Raw genomic sequence first — 24,990 nt, 5'->3', positions numbered from 1 at the left:
GTGTTTCTTCAGTGCCTTGGGATTCTTAGGTGGTAAAATATTGACCTGCTCCGCAGGTTTTGTTTTTTCACCACCTAAGAATCCCAAGACACTGAAGAGGCACCTCAGCATTTTATCAATTATTGTTTACAATTTTCCTTTTCCTATAGCAATGATTGCTTTCTTCGCCAGTTCCTGCACTCCCCAAATCAGCATAGCAAACCGTTCATCCTTCGTATATCCCTTCTTGTAGCGACTATAGATTTGCTGCATGATTACGGCGTTTTTGAACAAGCCAAAAACGTAGAAGTACAGGATATTTGAAGTATCCAGGCCACTTTTGTACTCGTAATAGGCGGCGATTTCTTGTCGAGTCAGGTTTCCGGGCAGCCAGGAAACATTGAAGGATTTTTCAAAGTCGCTATCATTCGCCTCACACCAGTAAGAAAGGCAGGTACCCAGGTCCATCAGTGGATCACCCACGGTGCTCATTTCCCAATCCAGCAGGGCAATGATCTCCAGGGTATCTGGATGCAGAATGGCGTTGTCGTATTTGAAGTCATTGTGGATGAGGCTGGGGCGGCCTTCAGCGGGTAAGTGCTGTTGCAACCAGTTGGCCAATTCCAACATCTGTGGAATCTCGTCGGTTTGCGCGGCTTCGTAACGTTTGCTCCAGCCTTCCACCTGGCGTTGTATGTACCCTTCCGGTTTGCCAATTTGCACCAAACCCGTTTCTTGAATGTCAATCTGGTGCAATTCCACCAAGGCGTCGATCAGGGAGTAGGACAATTGCCGCATTTGTTCGGCGGGAATGTCCAGCTTATGCCCCATTTTTCCCCGCAAAATCACCCCTTCCACCTTTTCCATCAGGTAAAAAGGGCAGCCGAGGATATTTTCATCTTCACAACAAAGGATGGTTTGTGGTACTTTGGTGTAACCGGCCTGGCTCAAAGTGCTCAGGATGTGGTATTCCCGGGCCATGTCGTGCCCTTTTTTGATGTCTTTGGCACCAAAGGGTGGACGGCGAAGGACAAAGGATTGATTTTCCGTTTTTAGCAAATAGGTTAAATTGGAATACCCGCCACCGAATTGACCTACTTCTTGAATCGCTCCAAAATAGGGAATTTGTGCCTGCAAATAGGCATTGAGCGCATCCAAAGGGAGCTCCTCTCCTACTCTGGGTTCGCCGGCTGCGTCCAGTCTGATGTTGGTCATTGCTTAGCGGATTTTCGCTAACAAAGTAGGAAGATTTCTTCAGTGCCTAATGAAAAATTTCTGCTAAAGTCAGGGTTAAGGGAACATTTTTAGCTTGGATGGAGTCCTCGAGTTGAACTTTTTCGCGAAAACGATAGTCCACTCCAGTTGTTTCCCAATACACTTGAATTTCTTGTTTGGCCAAATTGATGATCCAACATTCTGGGATACCACTGGCGGCATAAATAGGTAATTTTACCTTGCTGTCATAACTTAGAGTGGTGTCTGCCACTTCGATGGCCAACAAAACATCCTCTCCTTTTGGCAATTCATTCTCATAAAAATCGCTGCGGTATTTGAGCACAGCAACATCAGGTTCCGGCTCAGACAAATCGCTGGCAACAATCGGGTCCTGCACACTGATAATGAAGTGATCACCCAATAATTTGTTCAGCAGATTGTTTAATTTCTTGACAATTTTGGCATGTTTACTCCCAATCGGACTCATTTCAATAATTTCACCATTGATTAATTCTACACCTCGCTCAGGCAAGATACCAACCTCCGCCATCTTGTGGTATTCCTCCACCGTAAACAAGCGCTTTTGAACCTGGACTGCCATGCAATTTTTTATTTTCTATGCTTCTTTTGACAAAAATAAGCATTTTTGAGGAAGTTTACAAAAGCTTGCCAACAAGCAAACGCATTATTTGTTCTGCAAATAAAAACGCCAACTCGTGAAAGCACTTGTCCTTATTGAAGCCAACTCGCTCCCTGTTTATCAAGCAACTGCCGATCCCATCCCTGCCGAAGGAGAAGTCATTGTGGACCTCAAAGCTGCCGCACTCAACCACCGTGATGTATTTGTCACTCAAGGCAAATATTCGAACATCCGTTTTCCAATCATCCTAGGTTCAGATGGTGCTGGTACTTGTGAAGGAAAAGAAGTTGTCATTTATCCGGCGCTGAATTGGGGCAATGATCCACGTTTTCAAGGCAAAAGTTTCGAAATTCTGGGCTTGCCACGCAATGGAACCCTGGCAGAAAAAATTGCTGTGCCTGCCAGTCATGTGTTCCCAAAACCAGCGCACTTGAGTTGGGCGGAAGCGGCGGCTTTGCCATTGGCTGGCTTAACGGCTTACCGGGCATTGTTTACCAAAGGGCACTGCCAGGCGCGAGACAAGGTTTTGATTACGGGTATTGGCGGAGGAGTTGCCCTGTTCGCACTTCAATTTGCGAAAGCAGTAGGTGCCGAAGTGTGGGTCAATTCCAGTTCGGATGAAAAAATTGCCCAGGCCATTGCCTTGGGTGCTAAGGGTGGGGCAAACTACAAAACGCCCGATTGGAACAAACAACTGGAAGCTGCGGGCGGCTTTGACATCGTGATTGATGGCGCAGGTGGTGAAGGTTTTGGCACCTTGCTCAAATTGTGCAAGTCGGGTGCCCGGGTAGTTTCGTATGGGGGCACGATTGGTGTGGTGCCCAATTTTAGTCCGCAGATTTTGTTCTGGAAACAGTTGGAGGTACTGGGCACGACCATGGGCACCGCTGATGAGTTTGGACAAATGTTGGATTTTGTCAGTCAGCATCAGTTGATTTCCATTGTAGATCAGGTGCTGCCATTGGAAGAAGGGGCGCAGGCATTTAAACGAATGGAAGTGGGTGGGCAATTTGGGAAGCTCGTGGTAATGACTTATTAGTAACGATTAGCCTACCAAACCTCAAAGAAGCACTAAACCTAGCGCCACAACCGCCATTCTGGCCACCCTTTTTTATTTTTTTCTTTCCTTTAGGGAAGAAAAAACAGCACTTTTCGATGTACTGTTATTTTTAACAATAGTGCTCCAATATTATCATCAAACCATAGGTTTCTGTACTGTTTTTCATTTATGTATTCAAATTTTTTAATATACAAGGAGTCATCTGGATAAAGCAGTTTTGCGTTTTTTTCTTTCGAATTAGGGGCTCCAGCTGAGCCTATAAAGATTTCAACAGGAATCCAATCATCGTTAATTGTGAACCACAAATCGCCACTCTCAATCGCATTAATATTTATGACTTTTTCGTCATTTGTTGAACTTATTATGTTTTTTTCATTGTATTTCCATTCTTCGCCTTTGAAGCGGAAATCAAGATGCGGGTCTTTTTTTGATATTGATATTAAAAGTTGGGCTTCTTTGTTTCTTCTGTGAAGTTTAAAAACCTCCCTAGAATTATCCCTGCTAATTGCACCATTGCCATCATATCCTTGAAAGCCATGCCAAGGGGTTCTAGGCAAAACATCGTCCTCAGCAGCTTCGATTAGTCTATGCACTGCCGTATTTATTAGCCCAGAAGATTCAATAATTATTTGATCGTGTTTTTTTACGTGAATACTACTGTTAACCCAAGGCGTTTCGTTAGTTCCTGAGCCATTTGCACTTACTAAAACATAATCAACAGTTTTATATGAATTAAAATAAAAAATCATTAAAAAGATGGCAATCGATATAAAAATGAGTAAATAATAAACAATTTGCTTTCTTTTTTTAGACTTACGTTTGTTCTTTTTATCAAGTTTTTTTTTCGCTTCATCTAAAAAAGCATCAACGTCTTCTTGTTTAATTAATTCAACAATGTTATTATTATTTAAAAATTCATTTAAAAGTTGTTGAAACCTCCCTGTGTATTTAGATTTTGTTATTCTGAACTCTTCATCGCTAATTGTAGAAAGGCGATGCCCTCTGTCATTTGAATTTAAAGATGATTGATGCAATATTAATTCGTCTATAAAATCCTGGAGAATTCCTGAGGTTTTATCACCAAGATCATTTGATTTGTTAAGATATATCAAAGTAGTAGTTAAGTCTTGCATAGCTTGATTAACTTTATCCTTCCTAATTAAATCATCAAAGTGGGAGCGAAAATGAGGCTTCTGCATAATGTTGAATTAGTATTGGAAACATTAATTTTCTTTTTTTAACACTTAGCAAAGAATCAAGTTCTAAGTCACTATTAGCTATACAAAGATGTTGGTTATTTTTTATTTTACAAATTTTTTTCTTTATCAAACAAACAATTTTCTCATGCTCCGCATCGGCCTACTCTCCGACACCCATAGTTTCCTTGACGAAACCATTTTCGATTACTTCGAAGAATGCGACGAAATCTGGCACGCTGGCGACATTGGTGATCCCCGCATCGCCGATCGGCTCGAAGCCTTTCGTCCCTTCCGCGCAGTGTTTGGCAACATCGACGACAAAGACATTCGCCTGCGTTATCCCGAAGATTTGCGCTTTACTTGTGAAGGTCTGGACGTGCTGATGACCCACATCGGCGGCTATCCGAGCAAGTACAACCAGAGAGTGCGGGAAATTTTGCGTGCAGACCCTCCCGGTCTTTTCATCTGTGGCCATTCCCATATCCTGAAGGTGATGCCCGACCCAACTTTGGGCCTGTTGCACATCAATCCAGGTGCCTGCGGCCAGGAAGGCTTTCACAAAATGCGCACCATCATTCGTTTTTCGATCGAAAAGGGCAAACCTAAGGATTTGCAGGTAGTGGAATTGGGAAAAAGAGGAGCACTTTGAGTGATGAATGATAAGTGATAAATTCATCACTTATCATTCATCATTTATCACTTATCACTTAATCTTTTGATCCACCGTCACCTTCATATCCCCTGCAATATCCAGTCCAATGTTGAAGCCCGTAGAGCTAAGGCGGAGTTTGCCAATTTCGAGGCGGTGTACGTTGCCGGCAATGCGCAAACCTGAACCAATGCGATAGTTGTTGAGCTCAGCCTGGAGCATATTTTTCATTTCTTCCAGGTTGTATTTGAGCAGGAAATTCATGTTGTCCTGGATGCGGTTTTTGACCGTGGTACGCAGTAGCCAGGCGCCTCCTTTCATGAGTACGTTGCGGGTTTCCAGGGTAAAATCCAGGTCTTTGATCTTGATTTTATTGCTGTTCTGGTCCAGCTCGGGCGTACCAGTGAGGTAGATATTGCCATTGTAGCTACCCGTTAGTCGAGTGCTGACCACCACTTTGTTGTCTTTACTGCCGTAAAGTTTGAGGTCCTGCACCGTTACTTTTCGTTTGCCAGAGGAGTAAGTTTCGCCCACGACCTGTTCCTTAGCGATGCGTTCGGCTTCTTCCCAGGCCACATTGGTGTTGAGGAACATTTCGATACCGGGGGCGAGGGCTGTGTACATGGTTAGAGGTGGCAATTTTTCAGCCTCTTTGTCTTCGGGACGTGGGCCAACGCTTACCAAGGGTCTTGCTTCAATCACAATAGTGGTGCTAAGAGCGTTGTTGACGATGCCCACTGGGGTCATGCCAATGCCAGTGGGGTTGACCTGCAACCAGGCGCTGTATTCAGGTGACACGAGTAGGGGTTGATAAAACATGTCCCAGGTGTCCTGAATCACCCTACTGAGGCCTAGATAATCCTTGACCACATCGTCGATTTCACGACCAATGGATTTACGGGTTTTGTTCAGCACCAGGTCTACCAACGAGCCGATGGGTACGTTGATGCTGCCCATTTGCAGTGTTGGCCGTTTGAGCCACTTGTAGCCAGAGATTTCCGTTTTGGTTACAATGGCCCAATCGGGTTGAATGCTGTACTCCGTTTTAAGATCGAGAGAAATGTCGCCCAAGGCATTCAAGGTACCCAAAATCCCCGCATTGTACTGAATGTCCAGGGCCAGAGGCAGCGAAAAGGAAATGGATTTGTTGTCGGCTTTAAAGCCAATATTGCCAAGCTTGGTGGCTTTGAGTTTCATGTTGTCTCCATCGTCAAAACTGTTGTCGTTGAATAGTACGCCCTGGAGTTCTTCGTTGAGGGTGCGTTCCAGATCGGCAATTTTTAACTCGATGGGAATGTGCAAAACCGAGCGTTTTTCTTCCGGCTCAGATGCATAAAGCTCCATAGGTGGTTCTATTTTGCGTTGGGTTTGACAGGCCAGTGTTGCGGCCAAAAAAATGAGCAATCCAAGTCGTTCAAGGGATTTCATAATCATTCCTTTTGGTGTAAGTAACGTAAAAGGGGTATTGAGGTTACGTTTGGGGGGTAATTTTGGCAAAAATAATTGAAATGGTGTAAAATTCTAAACTGGGGTGGATCTATGGTGCCTGTGATTTCTTAGGTGGTAAAATTATATCCTGCTACGCAGGTTTTTTCTTTTTCACCACCTAAGAAACCTAAGAGACTAAAGATTCACCACAGGAAAGTATGATCATTTAGTAAAAAATATTCATATTGTGTTGAGCAATCTAAACGCTGCCAACACCATGAAACACCTGTTTTACCTATACCTTTTCTTGAACGCTTGTATTGGTTTCAGCCAAAATCCCACCCAAACCATTCGCGGCATCGTCCGCGATAAAGCCAGCAAACAACTGCTTATCGGTGCCAGTGTGGAAGTTTTGAGCACAAAACAACTCTCAATTACCGATAATGACGGTGCATTCATCCTGGAAAAAGTCCCCGTAGGCCGCGTCAACCTGCGCGTGCAATACCTGGGCTACGAACCCCTCACCCTGGAAGACATCATCCTGCAATCTACCAAAGAAACCTACCTCGAATTTGAACTCAACGAAGGCCAAATCGCCCTCGATCAAGTGGTGGTCAATGCCTCCAAAAACGCCTTTGAAGCCGTCAACGCCTCCTCCACGGTGAGTACCCGCTCCTTTACCGCAGAAGAAACCGAACGTATCCCCGCGGGCGCCAACGACCCCGGGCGGGTTGCCCTCTCCTACCCTGGCGTGCAACGCGGGGAAAACGATACCGAAAACCAAATCGTCGTACGCGGCAATTCCCCGGCAGGCATCCTCTGGAGATTGGAGGGCATCGACATTCCAAACCCCAACCATTTTGCCATCGTTGGTTCTTCGGGGGGCGGCATCACCGTTTTTTCGGCGCAATTGCTGGCCCGTTCCGATTTTTCCACGGGAGGCTTTGCGGCGGAGTACGGCAATGCCTTTTCCGGGGTGTTTGACATCCATTTTCGGCAGGGCAACTTTTTTAAGTCTTCCAACCGTTTTCGTTTGAGTTTGTTGGGCATCGACTTGTCGAAAGAAGGGCCCATCCAAAAAGGCCGCTCCTCCTATCTGGTCAATTACCGCTACTCTACCCTCGGTTTGTTGAGCAGCATGGGGATTTATTTGGTAGGTGAAAGGGTGACCAATAATTTTCAGGACCTGTCTTTTAATTTGGTTTTTAAGTCCAAAAACAGCAAAAGTGTCCATACCTTTTTTGGCATCGGTGGTCTGAGTGAAGAGCATTATATCCCCATCGAAAATCCGGCTGAACGGGTCGTTGGCATTTCCAACCATTGGGAAGACCGCGTGCGCCCCGCCAATATGGGCACCTTAGGTTGGACCTGGACCTATTTGCCCGACGACAAGTCTTTCTTCAAAACCGTTGTAGCCCTCGTCGGCAGCCGAATCGAGCGCCTGAACGATACCCTCAACCGCGAGGATGAGCGCTACCGCTACGATACCCAAAAGTACCTGGACACCCGTCTGGTGAGCTCGTTGACCTACAACCGCAAGCTCAATCCCAACACCATATTTAAAACCGGGATCATTTTCAACCAAATCTGGTTCGACTTTTTTAAATCGACCCGCGCCCGGACCAACACCTCGAACATCAATCAAACTGAATTCAACACCTCCGTCCAAGGCAGCGGCAATACCCAGCAATTCCAGCACTACGGCCAGCTCCAGTACAAAATCTCCGACAAATTGGCCCTCAATGGTGGCTACCACTTCCTGCACCTTTTTGCGAATAACACCAGCTCCCTGGAGCCCCGCCTATCCCTGGAGTTCAAACCCAGCGGCAACCAGCGCCTCAGCCTCTCGCAAGGCTGGTACTCCCGCGCCCTGCCCCTGATGGCCTACTTCTTCAGCGACAGCCTCGGCAATTACCTCAACAAAGACCTGAAACTGCTCAAAGCTCAACATACCATCCTGGCCTACCACCTCTACAACCAGCAAAAAATGCGCATCATCCTAGAGGCCTACTGGCAACGCCTTTACAATGTGCCCATCCGCCCCCAAACGAGCGCGACATACTGGATGCTGAACGAAAGCGACGCCTTCCCCGAACAGGATGTGGTGAGCCAGGGAAAAGGCACCAACATTGGCATCGATGCGGCGATAGAAAAACTCTTCTCCAATTCCTACTACTTCCTGCTCAATGGCTCGCTAATGAAAGGTACTTTCCAAACCCTGGACGGGCGCAAGTACAATACCCGCTTCAATACGGTGTTTTCTACCAGCCTGAGTTTGGGCAAGGAATTCCCGGTGGGCAAGGGCAATATCCTGCAAATTGGGGGCCGCTTTTTGTTGAACGGGGGCTTTCGCTATACGCCATACGACCCAGTAAAGTCGGCGGCCAGTGGGCGCTACGTAGCCTTGGCGGGCGCGGATTTTGCAGAGCAGGTACCGAGCTACCAACGCCTGGATGCCCGCATCGCCTACCGCTTCAACAAGCAGAAATTGGCTGGGAATGTGAGTTTGGATTTACAAAATGGGCTGAACCGGATCAATCCGAGTCGGGTGGGTTATGATGGGGTGCGGAATGCAACGTATGTGGTGTACGATGGTAGTGGGGTGGTACCGGTGCTGGGGGTGCAGTTGGATTTTTGAGGAAGTTATTAAATTTGGGGAAAGTTGATTTTACAACTTACTTCCGCCAAATGATTTTCCAATCCTCTTCAGCACCATACTTTTTCATACATTCTGGTGGTAGGCACTCTGTACAAATGAAACAGACCGTATCACAAGAAGCATTCACAATGTATTCAGCTCCGTCGAGATGGCGGGCATCCGTATTTAACCAATACTGTTTTTCTCCTTTAATTTTTTGAAACCTGATCGTTTGTAATCCAGCTGACTGCTGTTTATCCGCAACCAGGTTTTGGAGGCAAGCAGGCAAGTTAGACAAAGCTTCCTCATGTTTTTTACAGGCGCAGCTGGTAAATAGTAAAAGGAGCAGGAGGAGTTTATTCATGGTAAGGTGATTTAAGAAAAGTGAAGTAGCTGCTGAAAAAGACGGGGGTTTCGATTAAGGCGTTGGCGATTAGGGGTATTTGGTGAAAAACTTCAATAAGGCTGAGGTACAGTTGAATTTTTGAATTGGGAAGAAAAGGATATATTTAGGGGTAGAATAAAACTTGATCCTATGTCGAAGGAAGCTAAAGAACTGATCAAAGAGGCTTTAAAGAATCAGGCTAAAAGTTTGGATTTAAGCAATTGTGATTTGGAAGAATTGCCCAAAGAGATAGGGGCATTGATTCAATTGGAGGATTTGAGACTTTCTGGCAACCAAAAAGTCAGCGATTTAAGCCCCTTGGCGAACTTGCAAAACTTGAATACGCTTGACGTTTCCAACACCTAGGTCAGCGATTTAAGCCCTCTGGCAAACTTGCAAAACTTGAATTCGCTTGACGTTTCCAATACCCAAGTAACTGATTTAAGCCCCCTGGCGAACTTGCAGAACTTGACTTCGCTTTCCGTTTCCAACACCCAAGTAACCGATTTAAGCCCTCTAGCAAACTTGCAAAACTTGAATACGCTTTACGTTTACAACAACCAAATCAGCGATTTAAGCCCCCTGGCAAACTTGCAGAAATTGACTTCGCTTTCCGTTTACAACACCCCACTCAGCGATTTAAGCCCCCTGGCCAATTTGCAGAACTTGACTTCGCTTTACATTTCCAACGCCCAAGTCAGCGATTTAAGCCCCCTGGCAAACTTGCAGAAATTGACTACGCTTTACGTTTCCAACACCCCACTCAGCGATTTAAGCCCCCTGGCCAATTTGCAGAACTTGACCTCGCTTGACGTTTCCTACACTCTCGTTTCAAATTTAATGCCCCTAGAGACCATTATTAAAAAAAAGGTGGGCATTAAATGGAAGAATTCTGATCATGTGAAGGGAATTTATGTTTTGAATTGTCCTTTAGAAAATCCGCCCAGAGAAATTGTAAAACAAGGCGTAAAAGCAACTTTGCGCTATTTAGAAGAAGTTTCCCGGCTAAAACAGGAAAACAAAGACATTTATATCAACCTCCGCGAAGCCAAAGTCCTCCTCGTTGGCCAAGGCAAATCCGGCAAAACCAGCCTCCGCAAAAAACTAGAAAACCCCGCCGCCGAAATGCCCGCCCCTGGCGATACCACCCGGGGCATCGAAATCACCCGCCTCGACGAAAAAATGCCCCATACTGGTGAAGACTTGCGTTTAAACCTCTGGGATTTTGGCGGCCAAGACATACAACACTACGCCCATCAGTTCTTCCTCACCGGCAGTTCCTTGTACGCCTTGATCACCAACGAACGCATCCAGGACAGTGTACACTTGCCCTACTGGCTCAACATCGTGGAAATGTTGGGCAAAAAAAGCCCGGTGATTTTGATCCAGAACAAGGATGGTGGCCATTGTCAGCCCTTGAAAGACGAAGCCGCCATCCGCGCCCGTTTTGGCAATGTACACAACAAGGTCTACCAATCGGATTTTTCGCAGGCCGCCACCGAGCGGGAATTTGCGGAATTGCGCCAAACCATCGTCGAGCAAGCCTCCAAACTCCCCCACGTGGAGCGGGAATACCTGCGCTCCTTCAAAGAGCTGCGCGAAAAATTGGAAGCTGAGGCACTCAGTGAAAAACACTACCTGCGTTGGGAGGCCTATCTGGCGCTCATGCCCGAGCTGGGCGAAGATTTGCTGCGCGACTACGCCAATGCCCTCACCTTTTTGGGCGTTTGCCAGTATTTTCCCGACGATGCCCTGCTGGCCGATTACGTATTTTTGCGGCCCAAATGGTTGATCGATGCCTTGTTTGAGTTGTTGTTGCACCCCAGTTTGGAGGCTACGCGAGGGCATTTCTCCGAGAGAGACACCCGCAAAATCTGGCTGCGTCCCGAGTACCAGGGCATGCACGGCCTGTTGGTGCGCATGATGAAGGAATTTGAACTCTGCTACCGGGTGGAAGGTGATGGGGAAAATTACATCATCCCGCAGCGTTTGCCGGGGAAAAACAAAACTTATGGTTGGGATACCACGTGCAATGTCCCGGTGCAATACCGCTACAAGTTTATGCCCAAAGGGGTGCTCACCCGCCTGATCTGTCGCCTGCATACCCGTATTGAGGAAGACAAGGAACTGGGGCAAAGGGTCTGGAATGACGCGGTCATTTTTACGCTGCCCGATGGCAAAGGCCGGTTTTTTGCCCGCGAGGTCTATAGTGAAAACACCATCGAGCTGCGTGCCACTGGCCCCAAACACGCCGAAATGCTCAACGAGGTAATCCGCAAAATGGACGACATCAATCGGGATGCCAAGTATGAGAACATGCAGGTGGAGAAGATGGTGCCTTGTCCTTGTGGGGAATGTGGGAAATTGCCGGACAATGAGCGGCATTATTTCAAGTTTTCGGTCTTGGAAAAGGCATTGGAAAAAGGGATTCCCGATTTGCGTTGTGATGTAAGTCTGGATTCGATCAAAGTGGACAGCATTTTTGGTCAGTCTGGGGTGACGAAGCCGAGGCTGAAATACAAAGGGGAGCATCCTTTTGAAAGCCGAATGCGATATGATAGTGATGAAGAAGAGTCCAGCCCACGCAGAATTTTTATCTCCTATTCCAAAGCAGACCAACAGCACAAAGACCGCTTGTTGGTGCATCTGGCCAGCCTGCGTGACAAAGCCCTTACCTGGCATGACCAGGACATCCTCCCCGGCGAAGATTGGGACGAGTCCATCCGCGACGCCATCGCCGAAGCGGATGTGGTGCTCTATCTCGTCAGTGCTCATAGCCTGGCGGCAGAGTACATCCAAAAAGTGGAATTGCCCTTGATTGAAGAACGGGACGATTGTGTTCTGGTGCCCGTGATTGTGGATTTTTGCAATTGGCAGGAGTATGACTTTGCACGGCGGAATGCGCTGCCGGGTAAAGGCGTAGAGGTAGTGAATAAGCAATGGACGAATGAGGACGAGGCCTGGCTGGAGGTGGTAAGGGGGGTGAAAAGGGTTTTGGGTGAGCTTTGATTCTTTTGATGCGCGCTCTGGAAGGATGCTATATGTGAGGGGAGGGGGGCTTAAATCCACCCGTTGAAACGGGGGGGTACAAGATGTTAGATGCGATTGGAGCGTTGATCTCTCGACCTCAGAATCACGGAGGTCGCGGCCACTTGGCATTTGCATTTCAGCCACCAAGGCACCAAGGCACAAAGCGAAAATCTTCAGAAATACGGCTTAGTATTTTTGTGCCTTTGTGGCTGATAAATGGCAACCCACCTCCTGAATCAGTCTTGATTTTGAAGTTAAGTTCTACAAAATTTTGTGGAAAGCGAAGCTGCTTTTCTTAATCGCGAAAATCTTGGACATAACGTCATAGCGACATCTAACATCTTGTAACCGCCCGTTTCAACGGGTGGATTTAAGCCCCCCTCCCCTCACATCTAACATCCTTCCAGAGCGCACATCAAAAAAACTTCAACTCTATTTGAACCCCAAAGAAAAAACACTTATTTTTGGTTCATTCAAATGCCTGCCTTACAACTATTCAGCTCTAAACTAGCCAAATGTACTTGGCAGCTTGTGCTTTCACGACCTTTCGATGGATATTGTTTTCAAACGGTATTGCCACCTTTTAATGGTACTACTTTAAACTCAATCGAAATGGCTCAAGTACGAATCTGGATTCACGGTGTATGGGGTACCAAAAGCCGCATTCCTTACATGCAAAACAAAAGCCGACGGACTAGCCTGTTCAAACACATGAAATCCTACGCCAAAGAAAAGGATATTTACCTCGACTTTGTCAACGGTGCAAGCGACCATGTACATTGTCTCATTTCAATGGCCTGTGATCAGAACATTGCGCGGATCATGAAATTACTAAAGGGAGAAAGCTCTACTTTTGCGGTTAAGCAGCGATTGTTTACACCAGATTTTGATTGGGCTGATGATTATTATGCCGTTTCGGTTTCACAATCGCATGTAGAGGCGGTGCGAGACTACCTGAAAAAGCAGGAGGAGCACCACCGGAAAAAGACATTTGAAGAGGAATGTCGGGTTTTTATAGAGAAGTATGGATTCATTCGGGTGCTTGGATAATTTGGATTTGATGCGCGCTCTGGAAGGATGCTAGATGTGAGAGGTGGGTTGCGCCTAAGCCCCCCGATAAAGCGGGGGGGTACAAGATGTTAGATGTAGTGAGTGCTTTGCTTTTAGGCATCTAGCAAGGTATTGAACTAAATCTTTTACGGTTCGAAACATGTATTCGTTTCAATTCACAATACCTTTTTTGATAAAACACCGATTTAAAAAAAACGTAAAAAGGCACAAAGAACCCAAGCAAAGCGCCGTCAACGCCTAACTTTGTGCCCCTTGTGCCCTCTTTATTTTTCTCTATGATAAAAAAATGCCGCTTTAGGAAACATTGAGGTACTCCTACCCCACCCGATGTCCCCGCATCGCGAAGTACAACACATACAAGTAACAAGGAACCATCGTCACCATAAAGGCCAACTGGAAGTCCATACTCTTCGACAACTCCCCATAAATCAAAGGAATGATCGCTCCACCGGCAATGCCCATGATCATAATGGCCGAACCAATTTTGGTAAACTTACCCAGGCCATTGATGCCCAATGGGAAAATAGCTGGCCACATCGGTGCGTTGGCTAAGCCCAGCAGGGCAATAAAGGTTACCGAAGTTTGGCCCTTGGTCAAAAAAGCAGCAACGGTAAAAATGACCCCCAAAATAGCCGCGTATTTCAAACTACTTTCCTGAGAAATGTATTTTGGAATGGCTACGATACCAATAACATAGCCAATCAGCATCGAAATGAGGGTGAAGGAGGTAAAGTATTTGGCCTGATCCAGAGAGAAACCCAGGTTTTTGCCATAAGTACCAATCACGTCCCCAGCCATTACTTCGGCGCCTACATAAGTGAAGATACAGAGTGCGCCAAGGAGCAAGTGCGGGTATTGGAATACACTACTTTTGCTGCTGCTTTTGGTATCGGTCGTTTCTTCGCTGTCCATGTCAATATCGGGCAAGGCCGATCTGCGGATCCAGAGCGCCAAAAGCACCAGAATCACCGCCATGACCGCATAGGGCATGATCACCCGTTGGGCCAATTCGTCGAGCAAAGCGGCTTTTTGGAGGGGATCCGTAGCGGCCACTACGTCGGCTTCCAATTTCGAGGCGTTTTTCAAAACTATTGCACCCAAAATCAGTGGGCTAAGTGCCCCGGCAATCTTGTTACAAATCCCCATAAAGCTGATGCGCTGCGCCGCACTTTCAATAGGGCCAATGATGCTGATGTAGGGATTGGAAGCAGTTTGTAGGAGCGACAAACCCGCTCCTTGCACAAATAAGCCCGTTAGAAACAAGGCAAAGTTACGCGCAGTAGCCGCAGGAATAAAAATCAGCGATCCCACTGCCATGACCAGGAGTCCAAGCGCCATCCCGTTTTTAAACCCCGTGCGTTGCAAAATGCCGGAGGAAGGAATAGCCAGAAAAAAGTAAGCCATGTAAAAGGCCGAGGTGACAAAAAAGGCCTGGGTATCCGTCTTTAATTCACAAGCTAGCTTGAGAAATGGAATCAAGGTTCCATTGAGCCAGGTGACAAAACCAAAGATGAAAAACAGAACCCCAATGATCAGCATTGACGTGAAGTAATTGCCTGCTTTCTGCGTAGTGCTTGAACTCATACGTTTTAAAGGTTAGGTGATGAATAGCTTCGAAGGTAGTAAAAAAAAATTCACAGTAGGATAAATCCACTATGGTCCGCCGCAGTTTTTCACAATTTTATCATCTCTAAGGGGTGACAAAAATCAGTCCCCTCTATTTTCGGCACTGGTACTTTTACACGGAGTTTATCATCTGAAAACAGTCATTCATGACGGCGAATACCACCCTAAGATCAAATAACGGAAAAGTACGTGTAGACAATCACACCCAATGTTACCATTGCAGCGAGCCATTGCCTAGCACCCCGATTCCATTTGATGAAAAGAATTTTTGTTGCGAGGGGTGTCGCACTGTGTATGAGATTTTGAACACCAATGGCTTGTGCCAATACTATAGCATTGATGAAACCGCGGGTATCAGTCTGCGCGGCAAACGCAAGGAAGAATACGCTTTTTTGGAGGATCCCGAAGTACTCAAACGATTGGTCCAGTTCAGCGATGGCAAAACGACCCGGATTACCCTCTTTTTGCCCCAAATCCATTGTGCTTCCTGCATATGGTTGTTGGAAAACCTGTATAAACTCACCGATGGCATCCACACCTCACAAGTCAACTTTTTAAAACGGGAGTTGCATCTGGTTTTTTCAGAGGAACAAACCAGTCTGCGCAAAATTGCCGAAACTCTGGCCAGCATTGGTTATGCACCTGCCATCAACCTGGGCAGTTTGGACGAAAAATCCCGTCCGGTCATCAACCGCAGTTTTGCCTATAAGATCGGTGTAGCTGGCTTTGCTTTTGGCAACATCATGCTGCTGAGTTTTCCTGAATACCTGGGCTTGAATCAATTAACGGAGTCTGGTTTTGCTAAGTATTTTGGTTTGCTCAATATCCTCTTGTCGCTGCCCGTAATCTTTTTCAGCGCCCAGGATTATTTCCGCTCGGCCTATCAAAGTTTAAAACGGGCACAACTCAACATCGATGTGCCCTTGGCCTTAGGTGCAGCCGTGCTTTTTTTACGCAGTGTCTACGAAATTTTGAGTCATACCGGGGCGGGTTACATGGATAGCCTGGCGGGTTTGATCTTCTTTTTGTTGATTGGCAAATGGTTTCAGCAGCGCACTTACCACCACATCTCTTTTGAGCGCGACTACAAATCTTATTTCCCCATCTCTGCCCGCAAAAAGGTAGACCAAACAGAACAATCCGTCGCCCTCGACAAACTGGACACTGGGGACATCATCTACGTGCGCAACGGAGAATTGATCCCCGCCGATGCCATCATCCTGCGCGGGGAAGCCAACGTCGACTACAGTTTTGTGACCGGTGAAGCCGAACCCGTGCGTATTCCCGCAGGCGAAAAAGTATTCGCCGGGGGCCGTCAAATGGGAGGTGTCCTTGAATTGAGTTTGAGCAAAAAAGTCAGTCAGAGTTACCTCACCCAACTCTGGAACGAGGATGCTTTTAACAAAAAACAGGAAAGTCAGGCCAGTGTATTGGCCAACAAAGTAAGCCGGTATTTTACCACCGCCATTTTATTGGTAGGCTTTGGCACTTTGATCTATTGGCTGCCTCGCGACATGGTAATAGCCATCAATGCTTTTACGGCGGTGTTGATCGTGGCTTGTCCTTGTGCTGGTGCGTTGGCGGTGCCTTTTACACTGGGTAATGCCCTGCGCATTTTGGGGCGCTACAATTTTTTCCTCAAAAACACCAACGCCATCGAAGCGCTCTACCGCATTGATACCATTGTGGTGGACAAAACGGGAACCATCACCGCCGGGCAATCCAGTACCGTACAATTTGTAGGAGAGCCCTTGACTGCTACAGAAAAACAATTGATCGTAGCGCTGAGCGGTCAGAGCAATCACCCAGCCAGTAAACTCATCCACGCTGAGTTGTCCAAAGAAATTGATGAAGCGATGGATTATCCAATTCTTAATTTTGAGGAAACAGTTGGAAAAGGTGTTGAGGCTTCGGTTGGACACCGTAACATCAAACTGGGTTCTCGAAAATTTATGGATCAAATACTCCTTAATCCAAATATGGACGGCGAAGGTGTTTATGTTCAAATCAACAATGAAATAAAGGGATACTTCGTATTGGAGCACTTTTTGCGGCCTCAAGCCCTTGAAACCTTACAATATTTCCAAAGTTTGGGCGAAGTCTACCTCTTGAGTGGCGACAATGACCGGGAGGCTGAACTTTTGGCACCCATTTTTAAAGAACGCGGTAACATGCATTTCCGCCAAAGCCCCAAGGACAAACTTCAATTCATTCAAGAACTCCAAAATGAAGGCCATCGGGTGCTTATGCTGGGCGACGGACTCAACGACGCGGGGGCGCTCCGCCAGGCGGATGCAGGGATCGCGGTCACCGAGGATACCGCCAATTTCACCCCTGCTTCAGACGCCATTCTGAGTGCCGATCGTTTTCACCGTTTGCCCGCATTTATTCATTACGCCCGCAAAAGTGTGGTTTTGGTATTTGGCGCATATAGTCTCGCTTTGTTGTACAATATCGTTGGATTGAGCTTTGCGGTGCAGGGTGCATTATCCCCTGTGGTTGCCGCTATTTTGATGCCTTTGAGCTCGATTACCATCGTTATTTTTGGGACGATTGCGAGCAATTGGTTGGCGGCGAGAGTTTTGAAAAAATAGTTAAAGGAGGTTGAGAAGGTTGAGTCTACCGCAGCCACCCGGTCACTTCGACTACGCTCAGTGACCGGGTGGCTGCGGTAGACTCAACCTTCTCAACTTTTTTTCCCACCCACTACCTCCTTTCCAAGAAATATTACTATTTTTGGACAATCTTTAATTTTAGGGGCAATCATCTACATATCATTCCATTTATTTTACTGGATTCTACAGATTCCGGCGTGTTGAACGACCTGGAAAATCATAATTCATTGTCCCATGAACAACCGATTGAAGTACGGAAAGCCCCTACTTTCCACCATTTTACAATTGCCATTTTTGGTACTGCTGCTGCTCTTGTCGAGTGGTACCTCCCCTGTTTTTGCGCATGAAGCTCCGGTAAAAAAAGGCTTGATTCGCTTCCGCGAATGGCAGTACGCACTGGGTGCAAGCCTAGGCACCAAAGGAGCCGGAGCAGACATGGCCTTTCGGGTGCGGCCCTCCTGGCACTTACGGGCAGGTTTGAATTATTTACAAGGCAGTTTTGGCCAACAACAATTTGATCTGGGCAGTTTCGGATTGAGCGACAATACCTGGCTGTTTACTGGAAAAATCCGTCAGCATTCCGTAGAAATCATGGTTGATTATGCTGTGCTGCATGAGCAGGTACGTGCTGTGGTAGGTATAGCCGTTCATCCAGGAAATCGCATTACCGGAACTTTTGTATTGCGCGACTCGGTGCAATTCAATGAAATAAAAATTGCGGCAGAAGAAATGGGGCAGATTGATGCCAGTTTGCGTTATAGTCGTTTTGCATCCCCCTACCTGGGAGTTGGTTTGGGCCGCATGGTGCCCTGGAGGCGTTTGAGTGTTTGCCTGGATGCCGGAGCTTATTTTCGGGGCAAACCCAGTACCGACCTTCAGGCGACTGGCTTGTTAAAGACGAATGAAAACAACCGCCAACAGCTCCAGGACAACCTGCAAAACAAGCGCATTTGGCCAGCTTTGAACCTCCGCGTTGGCTTGCGATTTTTATAAAAAAGAACATCCCTCCCATGAAATACGGCAAACTTTATTTCTTATTGGCTAGCTTATTGTGCTGCAGCGCTTGTGAAAAGGCGCTGGATCAGCTCAAAGAAAATGCGCTGGACGGCCTTCAGTTCGAGGTCAGTACTGGAGTATTGCACCAACCTTTGACCCTGCAAGTCTTGGATGAATTGACTGGTGCGCCCGCAGAGGGCGTCAATCTGGAGTTGATCAGTAGCGACTTTTCGAAATTGTACAACAACAGCGGAGGCAAAAACCTGCAGATCCAAGGTGGCCTCCTGACTTTAGGCACCCTAAAACGGGAAGCTCCCAGCGAAAGCGCCCCCCGCAAAGTGCGTTTCCGCTTTCAGGGATCAGGTTATTTTATGGTAGAGGAGGAATACCTGCTCAATGATACACTCGGTCAATTGGCAACCGTGTGGATGCGTCCTATGCGTGCTTCGACCCATATAGATGTATTGAATAAAACCTTATCCTCAGAACGGGCCGCCAGCCTTACTTTGAGCACAGCCAATCTTCAAGCCAGCCTCCGCATCGACCCTTATGTTGAATTTCGGGAGGGTCAGTCCAGCATTACGGGCAATCTGGACCTCAAATTGATGGTAATGCCGGGTACTCCAGCGAATAAAAACTACCTGGAGTCAACTTTGATTCGGGCACCATTCCGCAAAGCGGACGGCAGTATTGGTAAGTTGAACCTCAATCCGGTCAGTTTGATTGATTTTCAGGTAAAATCCGGGACTGAGTCGGCGGATCATTTGAGTTTCCCCGCTCAAATCAGTATTCCCATTAACGCCGATTTATACAATCCATTGACCAAGGCTAAAATAAAAACGGGTGATTTGATCCCAGCCTTTTGGCAAAACCCGGATGAAGGAATCTGGCAAGCCAAATCCTTCGCTACGGTCAGCAACCGCAATGGCAAACTGGAAGCCAACATGCCTACGGCCTCTACTGGTCGTTGGGCATTTGGTTTTATGGAACTATGGCCGGAAGAAAATATATCGGAGCTTTGCCAGGTTTTTATTCAGGTCCAAGGCGACATGCCTGACACCCTGGAAGGTGTGTATTACCGGGGCACCACACCTGTTCGGTACCACTACACCAGCAAAGCTCAGTTGAATTTTATGCAGGTGTTTCCCAGTTGCCGTTCGGGGCAAGGTTTTGACATGGACGCTCTGGTGCGCAAGGTGCGTGAACAAACACGAGATTTTTTCCTGCGCCAAGACAGTACGGTTTTTGACAATGTTAACTTCCAACCTCAGGTAAGTGTATTTGTCATTCAGCCCTTGCCCATTTGCTCGGAATACAGTTTTCAGGAAAAAAACAATATTCCCATTTCGGTCAATGCTGATGAAGCGACAGAAGGTTGGTTGTACTACCAAATTGGTAGCAGCAGCGGGTATCGGTTTATGCGTTTGAACAAAGGCATCAACAATTTACAGGTCGCTTATCCACGTAATCCGCTGTTCACACCGGGAGGTTTTTATGGCACTCAGGCCCAGTTTATTTTTTATTACGAGGAGGGTTGTCAGTTGCGCAGCAGCACCCGCAATTTCCCAGTTTGTGAGGTATTGAACCAGGGAGCTTTGTTGCGAGTACGTCCCAGTAATGCCAGTGTTTTATCGAGTGTTGACCTGAGCATCAATGCATCCTGCGGGGGCAGTTACCAGCCTGCTATCCGCCCTACTCTTCCTATTTTTTATCGAAGCGCTTGCAATTCAGGTATGGAGATGCCCTATAAAAAACTCGGTGACATCAGTGCGGGCACCCTATTGGCCAATTTGCCCTTGCGCCTGGGTGAGCGTTACGACTTCAAGATCCAGTACGGCCGCGAGTTACAGGAATTCCAAAGCATTCGACTAAGTGCGGACTCTCTCGGTTTTGGAAAATTTTATACCATGAGCAAAAATGGGCGGATCCGGGTACATTTTGGGGAGTTGGCCTTGCCGGAGGGCATCTGCAATTTAGTGAAGTGAATTTTTGATAGAAATAAAGTATTGAGATTTTTTTAACTGAGTAAAATATTTTTCAAGCATTTTAATTCAAGTGCAATATCTTGCGCTGAGTTAGCGAAAATTCGCTGTGGTTTAAATTATCGCACCATGCTTGAACAATACATCAGTTCGCGCAACCTCCGCTTCATGCTCTACGAGGTTCTAGATGTCACTCAACTCCAACAAATTGAACACTTTGAAGCGTACGATCGGGAAGCAATCGACATGGCGCTTGATGCTGCCAAACAAATTGGAGATCAATACCTTTTCCCTTTTTACCGCGTGATGGACAAGGAAAAAGCGCGTTACGAAGACGGCGTAGTACACGTTCATCCCTGTATGAGGCCAGCTATTCAGGCCATGGCCGAAGGTGGCTGGATCAATGCACACGAAGATTTTGATGCAGGCGGGCAACAAATGCCTTATACCGTACTCAATGCAGCCACGCTCATTTTCCATGCAGCAAACGCCAACATTGCCTGCAATGCTTTTTTGACCACTGGGGCAGCCAACTTGATCCGCACCTTTGGCTCAGCTGCTTTGAACGAAGCTTATATTCCCCAACTCTACGGCGGCCAATGGCAAGGCACCATGGCTATGACAGAACCTCAGGCGGGGAGTTCCTTATCCGACCTTAGTTCAAGTGCGGAACCCGTCAACGATGGTGAATACTATAGAATCAAAGGTCAAAAAATCTACATTTCGGGTGGCGATCACAACGCAGTGGACAATGTAGTACACCTACTTCTGGCCCGAATCAAGGGAGCTCCGGCGGGTACCAAGGGCATTTCCCTGTTTGTAGTACCCAAATACCGACCAGAAAATGGGCAATTGGTCTTCAATGACGTGACCACCGCAGGTATTTATGGCAAAATGGGCCAAAAAGGCTACGTTGCAGCCCATTTGATGCTGGGTGAACAACAAGATGATTGCCGGGGGTACCTAGTAGGCCAGCCCAACCAGGGATTGCGCTACATGTTTCAAATGATGAATGAAGCCCGCATCGGCACCGGGATGGTAGCTGCGGCCACTGCTTCAGCAGCTTATTACGCGTCTTTGAAATACGCTCATGAGCGTCCCCAAGGCCGGCATCCTTCCAACAAGGACATCAGCCAGCCACCAGTGCTGATCATTGAGCATGCAGACGTACGCCGAATGCTCTTGTTTCAAAAGGCCATTACCGAAGGGAGCATTGCGCTACTTTTACAGTGCAGCTTATACGGTGACCTTGCCCACCGTGCCCAGGGTGAAGAAGCAAGTAATGCCCATTTGCTGCTGGAATTGTTGACGCCCATTGCCAAATCCTACCCTTCCGAGATGGGCGTTCAATCGGTTAGCCAAGGTATGCAGGTGTTGGGCGGCGCTGGTTACACCGACGATTTCCCTCTGGAGCAGCATTATCGGGATATCCGGGTCAATGCCATTTACGAGGGGACCACGACTATCCACGGCATGGACCTCTTGGGTCGCAAACTAACCATGAAAAATGGCAAAGGGCTCCAGTTGTTGAGCAAAGAAATGCAGAGTGTCATCGAAGCAGCACTACCTACCCCAAGGTTGAAGCCTTACGCTGAACAGCTGATGAAAACCGGGGCAGGTTTGCAGGAAACCACCCTGAATCTGTTTCAATTGGCCAGCACAGAAAGCCCTGAAGTTTTCCTGGCTGACGCCACTTTGTACTTGGAGTATTTCAGCACCATGATCATCGCCTGGATGTGGTTGAAGCAGGCTGTCGCTGCAGAAAAAGGGCTGGCACAAAATCCAGCTGAGGCAGACAAAAATTTCTACGAAGGCAAATTGCAGGCCTTCAGCTTCTTTTTTGAGTATGAATTGCCGAAAATGGTAGGTATGAAAATCAGGTTAAACAGCAGGGTACGGGTGACCATAGATACCCGCCCAGATATGTTGGTGTAGGGCCTTGCGGTTACGCTATGGCGTGTGGGCAGCCTCAGTGGCTGCCCACACGATTTTCACCAATGCATACTCAGCGCCAAAATTACATTCCGCCCCGGCGCCACCATCCCCGAGCTGTAAGGCCTATAGCGTTGATCGGTCAGATTTTCCACCCCTGCTGTCAATGTAAATCGTTCTGAAACTGGATACAATGCCTTAAAATTGAAGGTATACCAACTCGGTGAATAGGGTTTTCCATTCGAGTCGATGGCAAAAAGGTAATCAGTAGCCCTACCTTCTTCCGAGAGCTTTTCATAACTCACTTCGCCACTGTATTGGGCATAAAACTGCATATTGAGTCCATTGGTAGTGAAATTCAATCGCGAGATACCAAACCAGGGCGCGGCATGTCGGGAAGGACTTTTTTCACCATTGTCCAACTCCTCTTCACCTTCTTGTAGGTTAAACTGCGAAGAAAAGGACAATCCTTTCGCAATCTTCAGTTCGAGGCCGGCCTGGAAGCCGATCACATTGGCCTCTGCTGCATTTTGGATGGCTTGCACCTGGCTCAGGGTTCCATTGAAGTCGATTTGACTTTGTCCATTAAGGGTGAAGTTTCGCCGAACCATAGCATGCTCAAGGGTTGTATAAAATCCGGTGAGGTCTATTTTTAATACTTCTCCAAATATTTTGGCCAGGCCCAATTCAACATTATACGCATATTCAGCCTTTAGCTCAGGATTGGGAATAACCACTGATCCAGGTGTAGAGTCAAAAACTTTTCCCACATCATCCACATTGGGTGAACGAAATCCGGTGGAAGCATTGGCCCGAATGCTCAGGTCTTCATTGGGGTTGATCACAAAACCGAGGCTACCCGTCAAAGCAGCATTGTCCAGTTTTGCAGTGGAAAAGGGAAAGGGAAAAAAAGCCAAGTTGTTGCTAAAATCGGCATCCAAGGCAAAATTGTTGTAGCGTAGCCCGCCCTGGATAATAAATTTCTCACCCATTTTCCGCTGATAATTCAGGTAAGCGGCATAAGAAGCCCAGGTGGACTGAGGGTACCGCGAAGGGCCGACAACTGATTTGTTGGTAGAGACATCTACATTGGTTCCAGTTGATTCTACTTCGTCAATCACCCCTTCCAGGCCATAGTACAATTGACCACGGATACCTAGCGTTTTGGTGAAATCCAGATTTAAGGAAGAGGCACTCACTTTTTCTACCCGAATGCGCCGTTCCGTGCGGTTCAAATCCCGGTCTACCCTACTCTCTTCAAAAAATTGCTGCGCGAGGCGAATGGTCATTTGGTCGAACATACCCGCATGAGCCGAATGGCTGATATTGAGGTGATTCATGGCCCAAACCTGCGGGCCATAATAAAACTCCCCACTGCGGGGCAGGCCATTGCGCAGGCGAATGTGCCGATCATAGCGAGAATAATCCGATGTTGCAGAATAGTGGAATGCGTATTGGAAATCCCAATTTTCGGAGGGTTTGAATCGCACTTTTTGCATCAGATTGATTTGGGTATAGCCCGTCGGGCGCTGTAGGAGTGGGTCATCATTGGTCACGACAACATCCGTAGTTCCTTGTCTTTGTACATAAAATGGCCGCAGGTATTCATCAGGACCAAAACGCCCCATGCGCAGGTCGCTGTAGTCGAAACTGGAAAAACTTGTTACCAGTGCCCATTTTTTCCAGCCAACATTTACGTCAAAATGAGCGGTTTTTTCCTTGTTTGCTGAAGCAAAGCGACTGGTAGCTTTCCCTGTAATAAACGGGCTTTCATCGGTGGCAAGTTTAGGGCTTAGTGTTTCAAAACTCATTACCCCCCCAATGGCATCACTGCCATAAATGATCGAGCCAGGACCAAAAAACACTTCGGTGCGCTCGGTAGCAAACGGGTCCAATGAAATCACGTTTTGTAAATTGCCACTGCGGAAAATGGCTGTATTCATCCTAACTCCATCCACTGCATACAACAAACGATTGGTAGAAAAGCCACGAATCATCGGGCTACCCCCGCCCTGTTGGCTTTTTTGAATAAAAACCTCGCCAGAGGCCCCCAGTAAATCGGCAGCAGTTTGAGGGTTTTGTAAAGCTACTTCCCGGCTAGTGATGGTGCTCACTTTGGAGGGGATATCACGCTGGTTTTGGTTCCAGCGACTAGCGGAAATAACTACCTGATCCAGTGAAACCCGAGTAGGACTTAGGGCAAGCGTGAAGTTTTCCTGCGCTAATTCCGCAAAACTTTTAATCAGCGTTTTGTAGCCAAAATAACGAATTTCAATCCTTTCAGATCCAGCTAAGGCTGCAATTTCACACTGCCCTTTAGCATTGGTAGTCAACAACATTTTTGGGTTGTTGCTCGAAAGGGTGGCATTTTCCAAAGGAAGTTTACTTTCGGCATCCTGAATGCTGATCACTTGGGCAGAAACAAAAGATAGTGTCCAAAACGCTATACAAGTAAAGAATAGTCTTTCCATGTTGATTGGTGTAAACAGTCCATCAAATAAAATGCAATTCAGGGACAGCGCGGTGCCTGAACTACATCCAAACA

Annotated in this window: 17 protein-coding genes; 10 read left to right on the top strand and 7 right to left on the bottom strand. The window is 47.1% G+C overall.

All coding sequences use genetic code 11. The annotated features are described in order from the left end of the window. Positions 1-126: 126 nt before the first annotated feature. Together SFV55_RS03695 and SFV55_RS03690 are read right to left on the bottom strand one after the other, a co-directional pair. Complete coding sequence (locus tag SFV55_RS03695; RefSeq protein WP_320028112.1) at positions 127-1,194, bottom strand: phosphotransferase family protein; 1,068 nt, start codon at positions 1,192-1,194, stop codon at positions 127-129. A 46-nt stretch (positions 1,195-1,240) separates the two neighbouring features. Continuing rightward, positions 1,241-1,795: a Uma2 family endonuclease gene (locus SFV55_RS03690; protein WP_320028111.1), complete on the bottom strand. Its 555-nt coding sequence runs from the start codon at positions 1,793-1,795 to the stop codon at positions 1,241-1,243. A 115-nt stretch (positions 1,796-1,910) separates the two neighbouring features. On the opposite strand from SFV55_RS03690, the gene SFV55_RS03685 reads away from it, so the two are divergent. Continuing rightward, complete coding sequence (locus tag SFV55_RS03685; protein WP_320028110.1) at positions 1,911-2,873, top strand: zinc-binding dehydrogenase; 963 nt, start codon at positions 1,911-1,913, stop codon at positions 2,871-2,873. An 89-nt stretch (positions 2,874-2,962) separates the two neighbouring features. Here the strand turns inward: SFV55_RS03685 and SFV55_RS03680 are convergent, their stop codons facing one another. Further along, the gene (locus SFV55_RS03680) at positions 2,963-4,093 is read right to left on the bottom strand and encodes a hypothetical protein (RefSeq protein WP_320028109.1); all 1,131 of its coding nucleotides are present in this window, start codon (positions 4,091-4,093) and stop codon (positions 2,963-2,965) included. 145 nt (positions 4,094-4,238) lie between these two features. On the opposite strand from SFV55_RS03680, the gene SFV55_RS03675 reads away from it, so the two are divergent. After that, positions 4,239-4,742 (top strand): metallophosphoesterase family protein, encoded by a 504-nt coding sequence (locus tag SFV55_RS03675; RefSeq protein ID WP_320028108.1) that lies wholly within the window; start codon positions 4,239-4,241, stop codon positions 4,740-4,742. A 54-nt stretch (positions 4,743-4,796) separates the two neighbouring features. On the opposite strand, the gene SFV55_RS03670 is transcribed toward SFV55_RS03675, so the two are convergent. Then, positions 4,797-6,170: a DUF4403 family protein gene (locus tag SFV55_RS03670; RefSeq protein WP_320028107.1), complete on the bottom strand. Its 1,374-nt coding sequence runs from the start codon at positions 6,168-6,170 to the stop codon at positions 4,797-4,799. Positions 6,171-6,447: 277 nt separating this feature from the next. Here SFV55_RS03670 and SFV55_RS03665 point away from each other — a divergent pair, with 277 nt between their 5' ends. Further along, positions 6,448-8,808 (top strand): TonB-dependent receptor, encoded by a 2,361-nt coding sequence (locus SFV55_RS03665; RefSeq protein ID WP_320028106.1) that lies wholly within the window; start codon positions 6,448-6,450, stop codon positions 8,806-8,808. A 37-nt stretch (positions 8,809-8,845) separates the two neighbouring features. Here SFV55_RS03665 and SFV55_RS03660 read toward each other — a convergent pair whose 3' ends face one another. Beyond that, the gene (locus SFV55_RS03660) at positions 8,846-9,172 is read right to left on the bottom strand and encodes a hypothetical protein (protein WP_320028105.1); all 327 of its coding nucleotides are present in this window, start codon (positions 9,170-9,172) and stop codon (positions 8,846-8,848) included. A 171-nt stretch (positions 9,173-9,343) separates the two neighbouring features. On the opposite strand from SFV55_RS03660, the gene SFV55_RS03655 reads away from it, so the two are divergent. From SFV55_RS03655 to tnpA, 3 genes are all read left to right on the top strand, one after another. Then, complete coding sequence (locus SFV55_RS03655) at positions 9,344-9,559, top strand: leucine-rich repeat domain-containing protein (protein ID WP_320028104.1); 216 nt, start codon at positions 9,344-9,346, stop codon at positions 9,557-9,559. Positions 9,560-9,586: 27 nt separating this feature from the next. After that, on the top strand, positions 9,587-12,202 hold the full coding sequence (locus SFV55_RS03650; protein WP_320028103.1) for a COR domain-containing protein: 2,616 nt from the start codon (positions 9,587-9,589) through the stop codon (positions 12,200-12,202). Between the two features lie 633 nt (positions 12,203-12,835). Beyond that, positions 12,836-13,273, top strand: a complete 438-nt coding sequence (gene tnpA / locus SFV55_RS03645) for an IS200/IS605 family transposase (RefSeq protein WP_320028102.1) — start codon at positions 12,836-12,838, stop codon at positions 13,271-13,273. A 336-nt stretch (positions 13,274-13,609) separates the two neighbouring features. Here the strand turns inward: tnpA and SFV55_RS03640 are convergent, their stop codons facing one another. After that, the gene (locus tag SFV55_RS03640; protein WP_320028101.1) at positions 13,610-14,878 is read right to left on the bottom strand and encodes a sugar MFS transporter; all 1,269 of its coding nucleotides are present in this window, start codon (positions 14,876-14,878) and stop codon (positions 13,610-13,612) included. A 188-nt stretch (positions 14,879-15,066) separates the two neighbouring features. Here SFV55_RS03640 and SFV55_RS03635 point away from each other — a divergent pair, with 188 nt between their 5' ends. The 4 genes from SFV55_RS03635 to SFV55_RS03620 all read left to right on the top strand — a co-directional run bounded on the left by SFV55_RS03635 (position 15,067) and on the right by SFV55_RS03620 (position 22,448). Then, on the top strand, positions 15,067-17,514 hold the full coding sequence (locus tag SFV55_RS03635; protein ID WP_320028100.1) for a heavy metal translocating P-type ATPase: 2,448 nt from the start codon (positions 15,067-15,069) through the stop codon (positions 17,512-17,514). Between the two features lie 255 nt (positions 17,515-17,769). Beyond that, positions 17,770-18,528 (top strand): hypothetical protein, encoded by a 759-nt coding sequence (locus SFV55_RS03630; protein WP_320028099.1) that lies wholly within the window; start codon positions 17,770-17,772, stop codon positions 18,526-18,528. A gap of 17 nt (positions 18,529-18,545) precedes the next feature. Beyond that, positions 18,546-20,516 (top strand): hypothetical protein, encoded by a 1,971-nt coding sequence (locus tag SFV55_RS03625; protein WP_320028098.1) that lies wholly within the window; start codon positions 18,546-18,548, stop codon positions 20,514-20,516. Between the two features lie 126 nt (positions 20,517-20,642). Further along, positions 20,643-22,448 (top strand): acyl-CoA dehydrogenase, encoded by a 1,806-nt coding sequence (locus SFV55_RS03620; RefSeq protein WP_320028097.1) that lies wholly within the window; start codon positions 20,643-20,645, stop codon positions 22,446-22,448. Between the two features lie 56 nt (positions 22,449-22,504). On the opposite strand, the gene SFV55_RS03615 is transcribed toward SFV55_RS03620, so the two are convergent. Next, complete coding sequence (locus tag SFV55_RS03615) at positions 22,505-24,916, bottom strand: TonB-dependent receptor domain-containing protein (protein ID WP_320028096.1); 2,412 nt, start codon at positions 24,914-24,916, stop codon at positions 22,505-22,507. Positions 24,917-24,990 lie beyond the last annotated feature (74 nt).

Origin of the sequence: Haliscomenobacter sp., assembly GCF_033763495.1 — a bacterium.
In the GTDB taxonomy this organism is placed as follows: domain Bacteria; phylum Bacteroidota; class Bacteroidia; order Chitinophagales; family Saprospiraceae; genus Haliscomenobacter.
Note: the sequence above shows the minus strand (reverse complement) of the source record. Positions and strands in the feature narration are given on the sequence as shown.